The organism is Pseudomonas sp. ICMP 3272, from assembly GCF_001466905.1.
Classification (GTDB): domain Bacteria; phylum Pseudomonadota; class Gammaproteobacteria; order Pseudomonadales; family Pseudomonadaceae; genus Aquipseudomonas; species Aquipseudomonas amygdali.
This window is the reverse complement of record NZ_LKEK01000064.1, coordinates 87,498-103,600: the sequence shown is the minus strand read 5'-3', so window position 1 is coordinate 103,600 and position 16,103 is coordinate 87,498. Positions and strand designations below refer to the sequence as shown.

Genomic DNA, 16,103 nt, shown 5'->3' with positions numbered 1-16,103 from the left:
TCACTTCTCCTCGCACGCCTGGCGGAATACATCCCGAAAATGCTCTGCGGTGTGGCTCCAGACTCTGGCCTTGCCCATGTGCGAGGCGTTTTCGGCCCATTTTTTGACCAGCTCCGGATCCGCGCAAGCTTGCGTCAGAGCCTTTGCCAGTCCGTCCACATCGCCTTGCGGATAGATCATGCCGTTGCCGTGCGAGACTTCTTCGGCAAACGAGCGTGCATCAGAAGTAATCACGCCCCTGCCACACGCCACCGCCCATGACAACGCGCCGCTGGTGCCGCGCAGCTTGCCGAGAATCTTCAGTTTGCTCGATTCGCGATAAGGCAGAACCATCACGTGATGAGCCTGGATCACCTGCGGGATCTGCTCGGCAGGCAGGTCCAGTTGCCAGTCGATCAGATCGACAAGGCCTAGCTGGCGGATGCGCAGGCGCAGTTGCTCCAGGTAGCTGCCGGACGGGCCGAAGGCCATTTCCGGCTCGCTGCCGCCAGCCAGGGTCAGGCGTACGGTCGACCTCAACGCAGGCTGTGCGGTGAAAACGCTGGCCAGCGCATCAAGCAGGTCTTCGATTCCCTTGCCGCGATAAATGAAGCCGAAATACAGCAGACGCAAGGGCTTCAAGGGCGGTAACGGGGCGGGAGCGATGGCGACGTTGCCGTGACTGATCACCGCCATCTGTGCGGTTTTCAGCCCCATGCGCTGACGCAGGCTCTGGCTGCCCGCTTGGGTCAGTGTCACCAGGCGGGTCATGTGCTGTGCCAATTGCCGTTCTTCACGCAGGCACAGCGGGTCGGCCAGCACCGTTGCCATTTCCGGCAGCGGTGAGCGCATGCCGCTGACAATCGATAAGGGCCACGGCAGTTTCTCGCGCCGCCACACCAGCCGCTCGGGATCGTGCACTGTCGCGGTCAACGGCAGCTTCGGGAAGCGTCGACGCAAGGCTCGCAGGGCCTGAAACTCCGCCAGCCGTCCGCCGCCCAGTTCGGCATGGACCAGATCGATCTCGCTCCAGTCGGTTTCGGCAACACGCTGTTCTGCGGCACGTGGATCGTTGCCGACACCCAGCAGCGGTGTGCTGACCTGCAGGCCGATGCCTTCAAGCGCATGCCGCAGGTGCCCGGCATAATCGGCGATGCCGTTCTGCTCGGGTGGCAGCGGCGCTAGCAGGGCAATGCGCATCAGCCTCGGCTCCCGATCCGCTTGAGGAAGTTCAATACCTGCTCCGGCACCTCGAAACGACGGCGGTTGATAATGATGCCGTCGACTTTCTTGAATGCGGTATTGAGGTTATTCAAGGTGTCCTCAAGCATCGGCACGGTGGTGTCTTCGGCACGCACCACCAGCACGATCAGGTCAGCCTTGCGCAGCAGCACAAAGGCATCCTGATTGGCGGAAAGTGCCGAGGCGTTGATCAGCACGATTTCACCAGGACTGGCCGGGCCGCGGCCTTCGGTGCGGACCCGATGACCCTGCTCGGTCAGCAATGTGCTCAGCCGCTCGATCACGAACGACACGCCTGCGCCGAACTTGACCGAGGTGAAGCCGATGGTCAGGCCGCGCTCATCTACCTGATCGAGCGGCAAAATACCGTATACCCGGTGCAAATTGGAGGTGAAGGCTGCACTGCGCTCCTGAGCGCGCTCCAGGTCGGGCAGACTGGTCCAGACCGGGACGCCAAAGTTGCTCTCGATCTTGTCGCCGTCGTGGATGCGCTGGTCCAGCAGGTAGAAGAAGTACAGCGCCACAGCGCCCACAACAAGGCTCAGCGGAAAAGCCAGCAGCAGCATCAGCAGGCTTTTCGGGAACACCCGGCTGGGGTTGAAGGTGGCGTCTTCAATGGTCGCGATATTGCTGATCTGGCTGTTGTCCAGCTCACGGTCAATACGCGATTTTTCCAGGCTGTCCTTGTACAGCGCATAGCTCTTCTCGGCCGCATCCAGCTCGTTCTGCAGGCGCGAAAGCTCCGGCTCCAGATTCAATGCCTGCTGGCGGTCGCTTTCCAGCTGCGCGATCTGCGCATTTTGCTGGACGAGCTGGGTTTGCAGGCGCGCGTAGCTGGTCTGCTGATCGGCGTATACGTTCTGCATGCGGTTGTAGATCGGGTTGGGCGTGATGCTTTCGGAGCGCTGGATGGTGGCTTCCTGTTCCTTGAGCAGCTTCTTGAGGTTGCTGACTTCCTCATTGATCGCACGAATCGGCGGCGCCTCTTCCTTGAACGAGCGGAGCATTTCCTGACGCTCCACTTCCTTGCCGTTGATGCGGTTCTGCAAGTCCTGGCGATTGGGGTTCAACGCCAGTTCGCGACCTGCCGAAACTGTCTTGGGTTGCTCTGCCAATTGCTTTTTCAGCAGGTCCAGGCCGGCTTTGGTAGACGCAATGGAACGGGTTGTGTTGTTGCGCTCGGTACGCAGGTCGTTGAGCCCCTGCGAGGTATCCGCCAGGCGCTGGGAAATGCTCACTGCGCTCAGTTGGTTCAGGTAGTTCTGGATTTGCTTCTTGTACTCGATGATGTTCGCGCCGGTCGTCTGCACTTCCGATTCATAGAACGCGTACAGGCTGACCCGGCCCAGTGTCTTGGTACGTTGCAATTGATACTCGGTGATCCACGTCCTGAGCACGGTCTGGGCGATGTCCGGGTCGTTCCAGGTGAATCTCAGCTCCATCACCGACGAGCCCGGTTCGTGGCTGACCTTGAAGTTTTTCTCCAGATCCTCGGCCAGACGTTCGGCCTGCGAGCGATGCTCCACCAGACCGATAAATTGCAGAACGTTGCGTACACCGTTGGCGACTGCCCCGACGACTGCCTTGAGGCCGTTCTTCACTGAGGCCAGGACGCCGGTTTCGGGCGGCACCATAGACAGCTCGGCGAGGTATTTCTCGGACACTGCACGCATGATCGGCCGCCCGCTGAGCATGCGCTCTTCGTCGAGCAGCGGATCACGCAGGCCGCTCGGTATCACGATAGACTGACGGTCGGACAGTTCGATAGGCACAGTGCTGCTGTCACGGCCGGGCTTGACCAGCAGCAAGGCAGTGGACTCGTAGCGGTTGGGGAGCAAAAAAGCGCCCAGAAGGATGATGGCGAAGGTCGCCAGCACGGTGATCCTGACTTCGCGCTTGAAAATGAACAGCAGGCGCAGCAGGTCGCGGAATGAGCGGATGTTGATCATGTCTGTTTCCCTGACAATTAATTGTTGTTGCGCAGCTCGTAGTTCATGCCCAGGCCGATCGACTTCGCGAAGGGAATCAGCTGGTTGAAATACAGGGATACGCCGTCAACCTTGTTGCCGACCGATGATTTGGGAACGAACACGATATCGCCACGTTTGAGCAGCACCGGCGCTGTAGGGCCACCCGCACCGCCCGCCCAGAGAAACTTGCTGTAATCAAAGAAGTAGGTCTTGTAGAGCCCGTTTTCTTCCTGACGCAGCAGCGCGACCTGACCGGCATCGGCATCCAGCGCCACACCGCCCGCGCCGACAATCGCCTGATCGAGATTGGTAGCAACGTTGACCGGCAACGTTACCGAGTTACGTACGGCGCCGCCGACAAACACGGTGTTGCCCGGTGACTGGGAAATGTTGATGGTCAGTGCCGTCTCGCGGTAGACATTCTGCAGCTTGCTTTCCAGCAGGTCATTCAACTGCTGGAGTGTCAGGCCCGCTGCTTTGACTGTGCCGATGTAAGGGTAGGAAAAGGTGCCGTCATTGAGCACCTGAAACAGCGTCAGCTCATAGATGGAGTTGGCGGTAAACGCCGAAATCGACGGTGCCTCGCCACTGTTGCGCACGATTCGCAGGGTATCGCCAGGACGGATTCTTTCCGGCGGCAGCGGTTTGCCCGCCAGTGCGCGACCTGCCGCCTGACCGGCTTCAATTTGCGCGCGGTCATCTGGCAAGCCCACCCTGGACGGGGTGTTGCATGCACTCAACAGCAATAAGCTTGCGATCAGCATCATGCTTTTCATTGGTCCTGAACTCCTGTCGAGCACAAATACGGCTCCCTTGCGGGTAATAAATTCATGTTGGCGGGTACTGCCTGTTCCGGTTGCTATCAATTGAAAACCGAGTGAATCAAGCGGCGTCTGCCGCTCGTGAATCAGCTCTTCACCGTCTTGTCGGGCACACGTCCGTAAATGTCGGTAAAGCGCACGATGTCGTCTTCGCCCAGGTATTCACCGCTCTGCACCTCGATCATCACCAGGTCGATGACGCCCGGGTTGACCAGCCGATGCGTGAACCCCGGTTTGATGAACGTCGACTCGTTGGTATCGAGCATGAATTCACGCTCGCCATTGGTGACGGTGGCCATGCCGCTGACCACGATCCAGTGTTCGCTGCGGTGATGGTGCATCTGCAACGAGAGTGACGCTTGCGGGCGAACGACAATGCGCTTGATCTTGAAACGCTTGCCTTCTTCGAGCACCGTGTAGGTGCCCCACGGGCGGGTGACGGTACGGTGCAGACGGTAGGCGTCATGGCCCTGGCGCTTGAGCTCCTGAGCGATGATCTTGACGTCCTGACTGCGGCGTCCGTCTGCGATCAGCAAGGCGTCGGGGGTGTCGATGATGATCAGGTTGTCGAGGCCGATAGCGCCCACCAGGCGTTTGGGCGAGTCGATGTAGCAATTGCTGACGTCATGCAGCACAGCTTCGCCATTGCAGTAATTGCCTTGAGCATCGACCGGAGACAGCTCACGCACCGCCTGCCAGGAACCGATATCACTCCAGCCGAGCTGGCAGGGCACCACGGCAACTTTTTCGGAACGCTCCATCAGTGCGTAGTCGATGGAAATGTCCGGGGTCAGAGCAAACGATTCGCTGTCCAGTTCGACCTGCAGTTCACGATTGCCTTCCTTGCGCGGGCTCGATTCCAGGCAGTTGCTGACCGCGTTCAGCACATCAGGCGCGTGGGTGCGCAGCTCGCGCAGCACGGCATCGGCACGCATGCAGAACATCCCGGCGTTCCAGAAATGCAGACCACCGTCCACATAGCCCTGGGCGGTAACTGCATCGGGTTTTTCGACAAAACGGGCGACCTGACAGGCGTCGGCACTGAGTGCCGGGCCTTTTTCGATGTAGCCAAAACCGGTTTCCGCTGCGGTCGGGACGATGCCGAAGGTCACCAGCCAGCCCTCGGAGGCCAGCTTCTGCGCGGCAGTCACTGCTCTGGAGAATTCCTCGACATTGGTAATCAGGTGATCGGCAGGCAATACCAGTAACTGCACGTCATCGCCATACAGCTGGCTGACATGCAGCGCAGCGGCGGCGACCGCGGCTGCGGTGTTGCGCCCGAAGGGCTCAAGGATGAAATCCAGGCGCGCATTGCCTTTGTTCAACTGGCGATAGTCGTCCACCGTGCGGAAGTACACTTCCCGGTTGGTAACCGTCAGCAGGCGGTCGACTCCGGGCAGGCCGACCGCACGCAGGAAGGTCTTCTGCAGCAGGCTCTGGCCGTCGGGAAGGCGCATGAACGGCTTGGGCATGGCTTCTCGCGAGACTGGCCACAGGCGGGTGCCGGAGCCACCGGCGATGATGCAGGGAATGAGCGTACTCATCAGTAAGCCTCGCGAGTGAATAGCACTGCAGGCACAGTGCGCATAAGGATGTACAGGTCGAACCAGACAGACCAGTTTTCGATGTACTCGAGATCGAACTCGACGCGTTTTTCGATTTTTTCGACGGTGTCGGTTTCACCACGATAGCCGTTAATCTGCGCCAGCCCGGTGATCCCCGGTTTGACGCGGTGGCGCGACGTGTATTCTTTCACTGCCTGCTCGAACAAAATCCCTGCAGCCTTTGTGGCCGTTGCATGGGGGCGTGGCCCGACCATTGACATGCTGCCTGCCGCTACGTTGAACAGCTGTGGCAGTTCATCCAGGCTGGTCTTGCGAATGAAGCGCCCGACCCGCGTGATTCTGGCGTCGCCACGGGTGGTCTGGCGCTCGGCCGTTGCATCGGCCTGGTGCTGATGCATGGAGCGGAACTTGAATACTTCGATCAGGCGATTGTTGTAGCCGTAGCGCTTCTGACGGAAAAACACCGGGCCTGGGGAGTCGAGCTTGATCGCCAGTGCGACGAGCAGCATTACCGGTGACAACACCAGCAACGCGAGCGACGACAGAACGATATCTTCGGCGCGCTTGATGAACGGAGACCAGCCACTGAGCGGCAGATCCGATGCATTGAACATCGGCAGCCGGGCCACTTCGGTAATGCGGTTGTGGGTATGCCGGAAGGCAATCATGTCCGGCACCAGCAATACGTTGACCGGTAGCCTGCGCAGTTCGCGAATGATGTAATCCATGCGGTTTTCCGCCGTCCAGGGCAGGGCGACCAGCACTTGGGTCACTTTCTCTTCGCGAATCAGCCGTTCCAGGTCGCTGGTATTGCCCAGCAGGGGCAGGTTGGCCACGGTTTTGGGCATGCGACCGATCCGGTCGTCGATAAAACCGGTGACACCCGAACGGATGTCCTGATGTTCCAGCAGGTACTCGGCCAGGCGCAGGCCATTTTCCGTCGCGCCCAGAATCACGGCATGTTGCAGGAACACCCCCTTGCGCATCTGACGCTTGAACAGCATCAACAGCAGCAGACGAATGATGCCGAACAGCGCCAGGCTGGTCAGGTACCAGATCAGCGATTCTTCAGGGGAGAGATAGCCGAACAGCCCCATTGCCTGTTGCATGAACAGCAATAGCCCGAAGGCTGCGGTCCAGGCAACCGCCAGCGCGCCCATGCGCAGATCGTTGCTGAACAGCGCTTCGGAATAGACGCCCATGGCCTGAAACACCAACACACCGACAAAGCCGAAAAACAGCAGCATGGTCATATAACCCTGTTGTGTTTCCGGGCCGTCATGCTTGATCAGCAGCATGATTGCAAGGCCGGGCAGAATGCAGGCAATGCCATGGGCCAGGCGAATACCGAAAAGAAAGTATTCGACCAGACTGGTGCGGGTGAGCGAAAGACTGTCGACCGGCTGCAACCTCATAGAACTCCCTTACTCCCTGTATGCGTCTGGATCCTGCTGATCCTGGGCGTTTTGCGATGATGCGTTTGCAGCTTCAAATAGGCATCTGTTCACAGATAGTGTCCAAGCGTAGCCAGTTACGTGTCGGGGTCATGACGAATCCGGACTGTCTTTTGTGAATATCACTTTATATATGTCGTCCTGTTCCGAATTTTATTTAAGACTTTTCAACCATTTGTAGATGAAACTTCCCTCAAGTGAGGGGCCTGCTGTCAGTAAAGCTCATGAAACAAATAGCGTCAGTACAAAAGTGTGCCAACTCTGATGCAATCGTTGCTCCAGAGCTTCTGCTTCCGGGTTTTGCCCAGTATTGGCGGGGGTTGATCTGTTCTTGATGACGTGAAAAAAATTTCTGTGACGGGTGGGCCTTTTTGACATGTGCGGGGTCACAGTCATGCGTCGTGCGAAATGTATGCGGGCGCTGATTACAGAAAGAGCGTCGCTCGCAGGCTTCAATTCGTAGGGTTCGGCAGAGGAGGTGTCATGACACAACGCAGGGCAATGCTCATTCTTCACGGTAAACAGGCGCTCAACGAAGACGTACGTGATGCCGTTGCAGACAAGCGCAAGCAGGGCTGGGAGCTGGACGTGAGGCTCACCTGGGAAGCTGGCGATGCCCAGCGCCTGGTTGGCGAAGCGCTGGCCGCCGGGCATCGGCATATCGTGGCGGGCGGTGGTGACGGTACCTTGCGAGATATCGCCGAGGCCCTGGCGCTGGCTGAAACACAAGCCAGCCTGACTATTTTGCCGCTGGGCACTGCCAACGATTTTGCCCGCGCAGCCGGGGTGCCTCTTGAGGTCTCCAAGGCTCTGCAACTGATGGACGTAGCACCGCGTGCCGTTGATCTGGGTGAAGTTGGCGGCAAGCTGTTCCTCAACATGGCTACCGGCGGCTTTGGCAGTCAGGTAACGGCCAACACATCCGAAGACCTGAAAAAGGTATTGGGCGGCGCGGCCTATCTGTTTACCGGTCTGACAAGGTTCAGCGAGCTGCATGCTGCCCACGGCGAACTCACCGGGCCGGATTTCCACTGGCGTGGAGACCTGCTGGCGCTGGGTATCGGCAATGGCCGGCAGGCAGGCGGTGGACACGAGCTGTGCCCGACCGCACTGGCCGATGACGGTCTGCTCGACATCAGTATCCTGCCAGCGCCTCAGGAAGTGGTCGGCACGCTGAGGAGTCTGCTGGAAGGCGGGCTGGGCATCGACAACATGTTCATTCGAGCGCGTTTGCCCTGGGTAGAGCTCAAGTCGGCTCAGGGTCTGGACATCAACCTAGATGGTGAGCCGTTGTCTGGCGAGGACCTGCGCTTCGAAGCGCGGCCGGGCGCGCTTCAGGTGCATTTGCCGGCGGATTCTCCGGTGCTGAGCCGTGCACCGATGCTCAATCGTCCAGACTGATAATCCGCTCGCGAACGCAAAACAGTACCAGCCCGGCGACGTCGAATATCTGTAGCCGCTTCATGACCTGGGAGCGGTGGGTCTCGATGGTCTTGATGCTCAGTCCCAGGCCGACGGCAATCTCACGCGTGGACTTGCCGCGCACGATCAGACGCAGGATTTCCAGCTGGCGAGCGGTCAGGTGATACCGCTCCTTGGCCGCCTGGGCCCTGTCCGAGCGTGTTCCGCGCAGGGCGCGCTCGATAACGGTATGAGCGATGGCCGGGCTCAGATAGCGTTCGTTGTTGCGCAGCGCTTCCAGTGCCTGTTCCAGTTCGGTCGCGGTGGTGTCCTTGAGCAGATAGCCGCGAGCCCCGATGTCGAGCGCACGCATGATCATGTCCGGATCGGTGTGCATCGACAGGATCAAGACCTTGCAATGTGGCTGTACTTTAAATAGTTGCTCGAGCGCCTCAAGGCCGTCGACGCTCTTCATCCAGATATCGAGCAGGATGATATCGGGCTTGAGTCGCTGCGCCAGGCTCGACAACTGCGCGCCGTCCGCCCCTTCACCGAGAATGGCATAGCCCGGCATGTCTGCAACCAGCGCTCGCACGCCGGCTCTGATCAGGGAGTGGTCGTCGACCAGTAACAGATTGCAGGTCATTGTGGCTTCTTGTGTAGATGGGACCGCCGAGGCGTGCGTTCAGTCCCTGGTCAACCTTTAAGACGATTTGAAAGCAGTGAAGACAATGGACGGAAAACGCTGACGTGACAACATCACTTCACTGACATTGCGGTGTAATGCCCGACAGTCGAGCGTTATCGTTGGGTTGCATCCTTCGTCAGTGCCGATTGCGAGGAGGCGCTTGCCAGTTTTTCCAACAGCTCCAGCTGTTCGTTGTTGTCCATCGTCAACTCACCCGTTTGCGGATCGAGAAGCTCGACCTGCCAGGACATGAGCATCAGGCAGTTTTTAACGGTCAGCAGGGTTTCCTGTGAGAGTTCGTTGGCCTGGCCACCGCTTTTCAATAATTGACACAGCTGACGTGAAAACTCGGCAATGCACGGCACAGGCGCGGCTTCCGCCTCCTGGGCCAGCGTGCGCAGGGTGGTCAGAAGGCAGCCGGTGGCGTCCTCGTCGTTGGGGATCAACTCAAGGTGCGAAAGACATTCTTCCGACTTGTACAGAAGTGCCTGAGAGGTGCTCAGGAACTGGTCGTGCTTATGCTGCCAATCGTTGTTGCTCAGCATCCTTTGTCTCCACTGATCATGGATAGCGAACTTCCGCCCGCGGCGAATGGCTGACAGTTAATGTCGATTTCAAACAAAAGTATGTAGGGCATTTCTGAATGTTGCCAGCGCCGCTTGATTACAAGGTTTGAAAAGCGGACACGAACCTGACGCCATTCTTGTATTGAGAATGGCGTCACAATAGTGGCAATTAGATGTCGATCATATCAGGTTATCCCCGATTGACTTTTTGTGGTTCTTTGATTTTTACCTTGAGCGACGGGGTATGTTCAGGTTTTTCCAGGACGCGCCCATCGTCGTATTTGTCTGGCTGGAAAGCGACACCAGTAAACCATGATGGTAAAGTGACATCAATGCTGAGGATAGCCTTTCATCGCTATTAAGGTCCGGCTGGTTTCAGCCGATACAGGCTCAACAGACTCATCGTGACCATTGCTTCAGGAGCTAATAATGGCAGGCATTCTCGACACAGTAGATCAGCGCACACAACTGGTGGGCGAGAATCGCCTGGAAATCCTCATGTTTCGCCTTGCCGGTCGGCAATTGTTTGCGATCAACGTGTTCAAGGTCCAGGAAGTATTGCAGCTACCCAAGCTGACCCTCATGCCGCAACGCCACTCGTTCGTCTGCGGCGTGGTCAACCTGCGTGGCCAGACCCTGCCGGTGATCGATCTTTCCCAGGCCATCGGTATGCGGCCGCTGGTGCCGGGCCCTGGCAGCACGATCATCGTCACCGAGTACAATCGCTCGGTTCAGGCCTTCCTGGTCGGTGGTGTGGACCGCATCGTCAACATGAACTGGGATGCGATCATGCCGCCGCCGGCCAGCGCCGGTCGTCAGCATTACCTGACGGCCATCAGCAAGGTCGATGACCAGCTGGTAGAAATCATCGACGTCGAAAAAGTACTTGCCGAGATCGTGCCGTACAACGCCAAGGTGTCCCGCGAAAAGCTCGAAGACCCGGTACTGGAAAATGCCCGTGGTCGTGAAGTGTTGCTGGTCGACGACTCCAAGGTGGCGCTGGCGCAGTTGCGCGACACGCTGTCTCAATTGGGCCTCAAGCTGCACGTGGCCAGTGACGGTCTCAAGGCGCTGAACATGCTCAAGGGCTGGGCGGACGCGGGCGAAAACGTCCATGAAAAGCTGCTGATGGTATTCACCGATGCCGAAATGCCGGAAATGGACGGTTATCGCCTGACCACCGAGATTCGCAACGATCCGCGTTTGCGCAGTCTGTACATCGTTCTGCACACCTCGTTGTCCGGCAGCTTCAACGAATCGATGGTCAAGAAGGTCGGTTGCGACAACTTCCTCTCCAAATTCCAGCCCGACAAGCTGGTCGAGGTAGTGCGCGAACGTCTTTTGATGATTGGCTGATACCTTGCGCGATTGTTGATCGCGGATGCCTGCCGCTCCGGCTTCGGATAAGCTTTGATGTCTTCGTCAAAGCTTATCCCGCCATCAAAGGAACCGGCTCTCATGTTGCGTCTCAGCTCTCTCTATCGTTTCCCTCTCAAATCCTGCAAGGCGGAGACGCTGCAACGCGCGTCGTTCGACCAGCTGGGGTTGGCGGGGGACCGACGCTGGATGCTGGTCGACGAAAGCAACGGTCGGTTCTTCACCCAGCGCGCCCTGTCGCACATGTCCCAACTGACGGTGTTGTGGAATGCCAGCGGCGGCGTAACCCTTTCGGCACCCGGTTTCGAGCCTCTGGACGTCGCGGTTCCGCTGGACATCGAGTCGAACCTGCGTGGCGTGACAGTCTGGCGTGATTCGTTGCAGGTGCCGGACGCTGGCGATGTGGCAGCCGAATGGGTCAGCCGGTTTATTGGCAAGCCCACCCGCATGGTTTATCTGCCGGCAGAGCGTGCGCGCTGGCTGCCCGGGGGCTATCAGACGATTAACGACCGGGTGAGTTTTGCCGATGGCTTCCCGTTGCTGCTGATTGGTCAGGGCTCGCTCGATGACCTGTCGACCCGCCTGGGCAGGCCATTGGAAATGCTGCGCTTCAGGCCCAATCTGGTGGTTGAGGGGGCCGAGGCCTTTGCCGAGGATGGCTGGAAGCGCATCCGTATCGGCGACATCGAATTCCAGCTGCTCAAGCCTTGCGCGCGCTGCATTCTCACCACTATCGACCCGGCTACCGGCGAGCGCAGCCCGGATCGCGAGCCCTTCGCCACGCTCAAGACCTACCGGGAAGTGGAGGGTAACGTGCTGTTTGGCCAGAACGTGGTCAACGAGGGGTTGGGCGAGCTTGAAGTGGGTATGCCGGTCGAAGTGCTGGAATAGGCGTTGCGTGGCGGCAGGAGTGCTCTGAGAAACACTCCTGCCGACCGGTCACTGATCGTCGAAAAACCGCTCGTGCCAGTCAACCAGCGGCTGAGGCGAGTTGAGCTTCTGGCCGTAGATCACCGAATAGGACAGCACGTTCTGTACGTACTGGCGGGTCTCATCGAACGGAATGCTCTCTACCCAGACATCGAAGGCCAGGTGATTGGCACCTTTCAGCCACTGGCGTACGCGGCCTGGCCCGGCGTTGTAGGCGGCTGAAGCAAGCACGCGATTGCCGTTGAACTGGGCATGCACCGAACTCAGGTAGGCGGCGCCCAACTGAATGTTGGTGTCCGGGTCCAGCACCTGCTGCGGCGAGGCCAGCGGAATGCTGAACTTGCGGGCAGTTTCCTTGGCGGTGGCGGGCATCAACTGCATCAGGCCGCTGGCGCCGACGCCCGAGCGAGCGTCATCCATGAAGGCGCTTTCCTGGCGCGTAATGGCGAATACCCAGCTTGAGTGCAAGCCACGCACCTTGGCTTCGCGTACCAACGTGTCGCGATGGGCCATCGGGAAGCGGATGTCCAGATCATCCCAGTATTGCGCCTGGCTGATCGTGCGAATGGCCGGGAAATACCATTTCAGGTCGTAGGCCAGTTTAGCCTGGGCAACCATTTCGTCGCGGTTGAACAGGCGGCTGACGTGATACCACTCGCGTCGCCCGTCGACGATCTCGCCGCGGTCATGAAACTCCAGTGCGCGACGCACCCCGGGTGTGTTGCGTACCTTGTTGATCAGCGCCTGGCTGAGCACCAGGGGCTTGTTGTTGAGCTGATAGGGGCTTTGTGTGCGGTCGGCCGCCAGAAACCCGTAGAAGTCACGCTCTTTGGCCACGTCCTTGTACAGAGCGGCAATCAGCGGGCTGTTGGGCTGCGCCAGTTCCAGAGAGCGGGCTTCCCAGTAACGCCAGCGATTGGTCGCAGCAAGGTCCTTGGGCAGTCGGCGCGCCAGTTCGTAGGCGTCCTCCCAGCGACCCAGCCGCAGCAGCAGACGCATACGCCACTCGGTAACCGTGTTGTCGCGCAACTCCGGGTCGTATCGGGTCATGACCTCCAGGGCGCGGTCGTCATAGCGACGTGCCAGGGTCAGGCCGATTTCCTTGGCAATTTCCACCTGCTCTTCTCGGGAGAAGTGCATGGTTGCCGCGTAGCCATCGAGCATCGACAGGGCTTTTTGCGGGTCCTCCTTGGCCAGTCTGCGCAGGCCAAGGCCGACTACATCGGACATGGCTTCATCCACCGGCGCGAACTGTGCGGGGTTGTTGACCATTTCCGGCTTCTGGGCGACAGCCAGCAGCAGGCGACCTTGCGGGGCCAGCGAATTGAGACTGTTGACCAGCGTGTTGGCCAGGCTGTAATTGCGTGCCTGAGCGGCCAGTTTGGCCCGTTGCCAGCGTTTCTGCTCCGTCAATTGGCCTGCGGCTGCCCATTGTGCGAAAAAGCCGTCACAGGCGGCTGGCAGTGTCTTGCCGGTCATCCACAGTTTTTCTGCGCTGGCATAGCCTTCGGCGCGCTTGTTGTTGCTCAACTGGTATTGCCCGTACAGGCAATCCAGTTCGACGAAATTCATTTTCGGGTCGTAGTACTTGACGAACGGTTGCCAGTCACCGCGTTCCGCCAGCCAGCGCAACCAGCGCAGCTTCATCCAGTTGGCCTGCGGCAGGTCACCATGCTCGGCAAGAAACTTCTCGATCTCCGCGTTGCTGGCAGTCTTCAGGCGAGCCGTCAGCTCGTCGTATTCGAGGTAAGGCTCCAGCGGATAATCGGCCAGCGCCGTGCTGTACATCTGATACGGGCCTGAATCGCCCTTGGCCAGCGCACGCTTGGCTTCGTCGTAATACTTGCGTTGTTGGTTGAGGTCTACCGCATGAGCAGTCTGGATGGCGGTAGTGGAGAGGAGCAGGCACGATAAAAAGCTGAACAAACGACTGCGCATGAGACTTCCGAGCAGATGAGTCGTGAAAAGTATTGCTAGCTTAGCCTTTTGCCAGCTCATGGTGAAAGCATTGCCGACAAGCTTGTCTCATATGGAAATAATTGTCGGTTATGAAGGGTATGTGGAAGTTGTCACGGGTGCCACGATTCCCGACATCCGCCGGTTATCTCAGGTAGAATGCGCGCCCGGTTTTTGGAGAAGCTCATGACCCTGCTCAAATTCAGCGATGTGTCCCTTGCTTTCGGCGCCATGCCGTTATTGGACAAGGTGTCCTGGCAGATCGCCCGTGGTGAGCGGGTGTGCATCATCGGCCGTAACGGCACAGGCAAATCCAGCATGTTGAAGCTGGTAAAAGGCGTTCAGAAGCCTGATGACGGGGCTGTCTGGCGTGCGCCCGGCCTCAAGATCGGCGAATTGCCCCAGGAATTGCCGGTAGCCGACGGACGGACTGTCTTCGACGTGGTGGCCGAAGGTCTGGATGGCGTCGGTGCCTTGCTTGCCGAGTACCACCACCTGGCGCAGAACTGCGTCACCGAGGAAGACCTGAACAAGCTGATGCATGTTCAGCAGGACCTCGAAGCCCGTGATGGCTGGCGCCTGCAGCAGTTGGTCGAGAGCACTCTCAGCCGCTTGCAGTTGCCTGCCGACAAGACCCTGGCCGAGTTGTCCGGTGGCTGGCGTCGCCGTGTTCTGCTGGCTCAGGCGCTGGTTTCCGAGCCCGACCTGTTGCTGCTCGACGAGCCGACCAACCACCTGGATATCGGCGCTATCGCCTGGCTTGAAGAAGCCCTCAAGGATTTCCAGGGTGCGGTGCTGTTCATCACGCACGACCGGGCATTCCTGCAAAACCTTGCGACCCGTATTCTTGAGCTGGACCGTGGTGGCTTGATCGACTGGGACGGCGACTACGCCAGTTTCCTGGTCCACAAGGAAGCCGCACTGGCAGCCGAAGAGACTGCCAACGCACTGTTCGACAAGCGTCTGGCCCAAGAAGAAGTCTGGATCCGGCAGGGCATCAAGGCTCGTCGTACCCGTAACGAAGGCCGCGTGCGTGCCCTGAAGGAGCTGCGTGTAGAGCGTAGCGAGCGCCGTGAACGTACCGGCAAGGCCAATATCCAGCTCGATACTGCCGAGAAATCCGGCAAGCAGGTCATGGTTCTCGACAACGTCAGCTTTGCCCATCCGGGTGGCCCGATGTTGATCAAGGATTTCTCCATGGTCCTGCAGCGCGAAGACCGTATCGGTCTGCTCGGCGCGAACGGCACCGGCAAGACCACATTGCTCAAGCTGATGCTCGACAACCTGCAGCCGACCGGTGGCAAGGTTGAAGTCGGTACGCGTCTGGATGTGGCCTATTTCGACCAGTTGCGTCACCAGCTCGACCTGGAAAAGACTGTGATCGACAACGTTGCCGAAGGGCGTGACTTCATCGACATCGATGGCCAGAGCCGTCATGTCCTGAGTTACCTGGGTGACTTCCTGTTCAGCCCGCAACGTGCCCGCACGCCAGTCAAGGCGCTGTCCGGTGGCGAGCGTGCCCGTCTGTTGCTGGCCAAGTTGTTCAGCAAGCCTGCCAACCTGCTGGTGCTCGACGAACCGACCAACGATCTGGACGTCGAAACTCTGGAGCTGCTCGAAGAGGTTCTGCTGACCTTCAAAGGCACCGTGCTGATGGTCAGTCACGACCGGGCATTCCTCGACAACGTCGTCACCAGTACTCTGGTGTTCGAAGGTGAAGGCAAGGTTCGCGAATACGTCGGCGGTTATCAGGACTGGCTGCGTCAGGGCGGTTCGCCGCGTCTTCTGGGTGTTGCCGACACCAAGTCGGGCAAGGCCGAACTGGCCAGCGCTGTGGTGCAGGCCGCACCGGTTGCCGCGCAGGACATGCCGGTCGCCAAGAAGAAGCTCAGCTACAAACTTCAGCGCGAGCTGGAGGCGCTGCCTGCGCAGATCGATGAGGTTGAAGGCAAGATGGCCGTCCTGACTGCAGAAATGGCCGAGCCGGGCTTTTACCAGCGTTCGGCGGAGCAGACTGCTGCCGTGCTGGCGCAACTGGAAAACCTGCAGGCTGAGCTGGACAAGCTGCTGGAGCGCTGGGCCGAACTGGACGAGTGATCGCCTGACGCGTTCGTGTGATGCAGAAAAGCCCGGGTAACCGGGCTTTTTGCTGTA

Annotated in this window: 12 protein-coding genes; 4 read left to right on the top strand and 8 right to left on the bottom strand. The window is 59.1% G+C overall.

Annotated elements, in window-relative coordinates; translation table 11 throughout:
* The 5 genes from AO068_RS18190 to AO068_RS18170 all read right to left on the bottom strand — a co-directional run bounded on the left by AO068_RS18190 (window position 1) and on the right by AO068_RS18170 (window position 6,992).
* Complete coding sequence (locus AO068_RS18190; protein ID WP_058409059.1) at window positions 1-1,179, bottom strand: glycosyltransferase; 1,179 nt, start codon at window positions 1,177-1,179, stop codon at window positions 1-3.
* On the bottom strand, window positions 1,179-3,170 hold the full coding sequence (locus tag AO068_RS18185; protein ID WP_058409058.1) for a GumC family protein: 1,992 nt from the start codon (window positions 3,168-3,170) through the stop codon (window positions 1,179-1,181). The genes AO068_RS18190 and AO068_RS18185 overlap by 1 nt, the downstream gene beginning before the upstream one ends.
* Before the next feature lie 17 nt (window positions 3,171-3,187).
* The gene (locus AO068_RS18180) at window positions 3,188-3,967 is read right to left on the bottom strand and encodes a polysaccharide biosynthesis/export family protein (protein ID WP_004656922.1); all 780 of its coding nucleotides are present in this window, start codon (window positions 3,965-3,967) and stop codon (window positions 3,188-3,190) included.
* 131 nt (window positions 3,968-4,098) lie between these two features.
* Entirely contained in the window at window positions 4,099-5,556 is a 1,458-nt protein-coding gene (locus AO068_RS18175) for a mannose-1-phosphate guanylyltransferase/mannose-6-phosphate isomerase (RefSeq protein WP_058409057.1), read from the bottom strand.
* Window positions 5,556-6,992, bottom strand: a complete 1,437-nt coding sequence (locus AO068_RS18170; protein WP_054077753.1) for an undecaprenyl-phosphate glucose phosphotransferase — start codon at window positions 6,990-6,992, stop codon at window positions 5,556-5,558. Before AO068_RS18170 ends, AO068_RS18175 begins: the two co-directional genes overlap by 1 nt.
* Before the next feature lie 522 nt (window positions 6,993-7,514).
* Between AO068_RS18170 and yegS the strand changes: the two genes are divergently transcribed.
* Window positions 7,515-8,432 (top strand): lipid kinase YegS, encoded by a 918-nt coding sequence (yegS, locus tag AO068_RS18165; protein ID WP_002554118.1) that lies wholly within the window; start codon window positions 7,515-7,517, stop codon window positions 8,430-8,432.
* Here yegS and AO068_RS18160 read toward each other — a convergent pair.
* Window positions 8,416-9,078, bottom strand: coding sequence for a response regulator (locus tag AO068_RS18160; protein ID WP_058409056.1), 663 nt, complete (start codon window positions 9,076-9,078; stop codon window positions 8,416-8,418). The two genes, yegS and AO068_RS18160, sit on opposite strands and share 17 nt — an antisense overlap.
* 155 nt (window positions 9,079-9,233) lie before the next feature.
* Window positions 9,234-9,665, bottom strand: a complete 432-nt coding sequence (locus AO068_RS18155) for a hypothetical protein (protein ID WP_058401586.1) — start codon at window positions 9,663-9,665, stop codon at window positions 9,234-9,236.
* 450 nt (window positions 9,666-10,115) lie between these two features.
* On the opposite strand from AO068_RS18155, the gene AO068_RS18150 reads away from it, so the two are divergent.
* Window positions 10,116-11,042: a chemotaxis protein CheV gene (locus tag AO068_RS18150; protein WP_002554114.1), complete on the top strand. Its 927-nt coding sequence runs from the start codon at window positions 10,116-10,118 to the stop codon at window positions 11,040-11,042.
* A 102-nt stretch (window positions 11,043-11,144) separates the two neighbouring features.
* Window positions 11,145-11,954 carry an MOSC domain-containing protein gene (locus AO068_RS18145; RefSeq protein ID WP_058409055.1) on the top strand — a complete coding sequence of 270 codons (810 nt, stop codon included), beginning with the start codon at window positions 11,145-11,147 and terminating at the stop codon, window positions 11,952-11,954.
* A 48-nt stretch (window positions 11,955-12,002) separates the two neighbouring features.
* On the opposite strand, the gene AO068_RS18140 is transcribed toward AO068_RS18145, so the two are convergent.
* Complete coding sequence (locus tag AO068_RS18140) at window positions 12,003-13,931, bottom strand: transglycosylase SLT domain-containing protein (RefSeq protein ID WP_044323047.1); 1,929 nt, start codon at window positions 13,929-13,931, stop codon at window positions 12,003-12,005.
* 204 nt (window positions 13,932-14,135) lie between these two features.
* Between AO068_RS18140 and AO068_RS18135 the strand changes: the two genes are divergently transcribed.
* On the top strand, window positions 14,136-16,046 hold the full coding sequence (locus AO068_RS18135; RefSeq protein WP_002554111.1) for an ATP-binding cassette domain-containing protein: 1,911 nt from the start codon (window positions 14,136-14,138) through the stop codon (window positions 16,044-16,046).
* The last annotated feature ends 57 nt before the right edge of the window (window positions 16,047-16,103 follow it).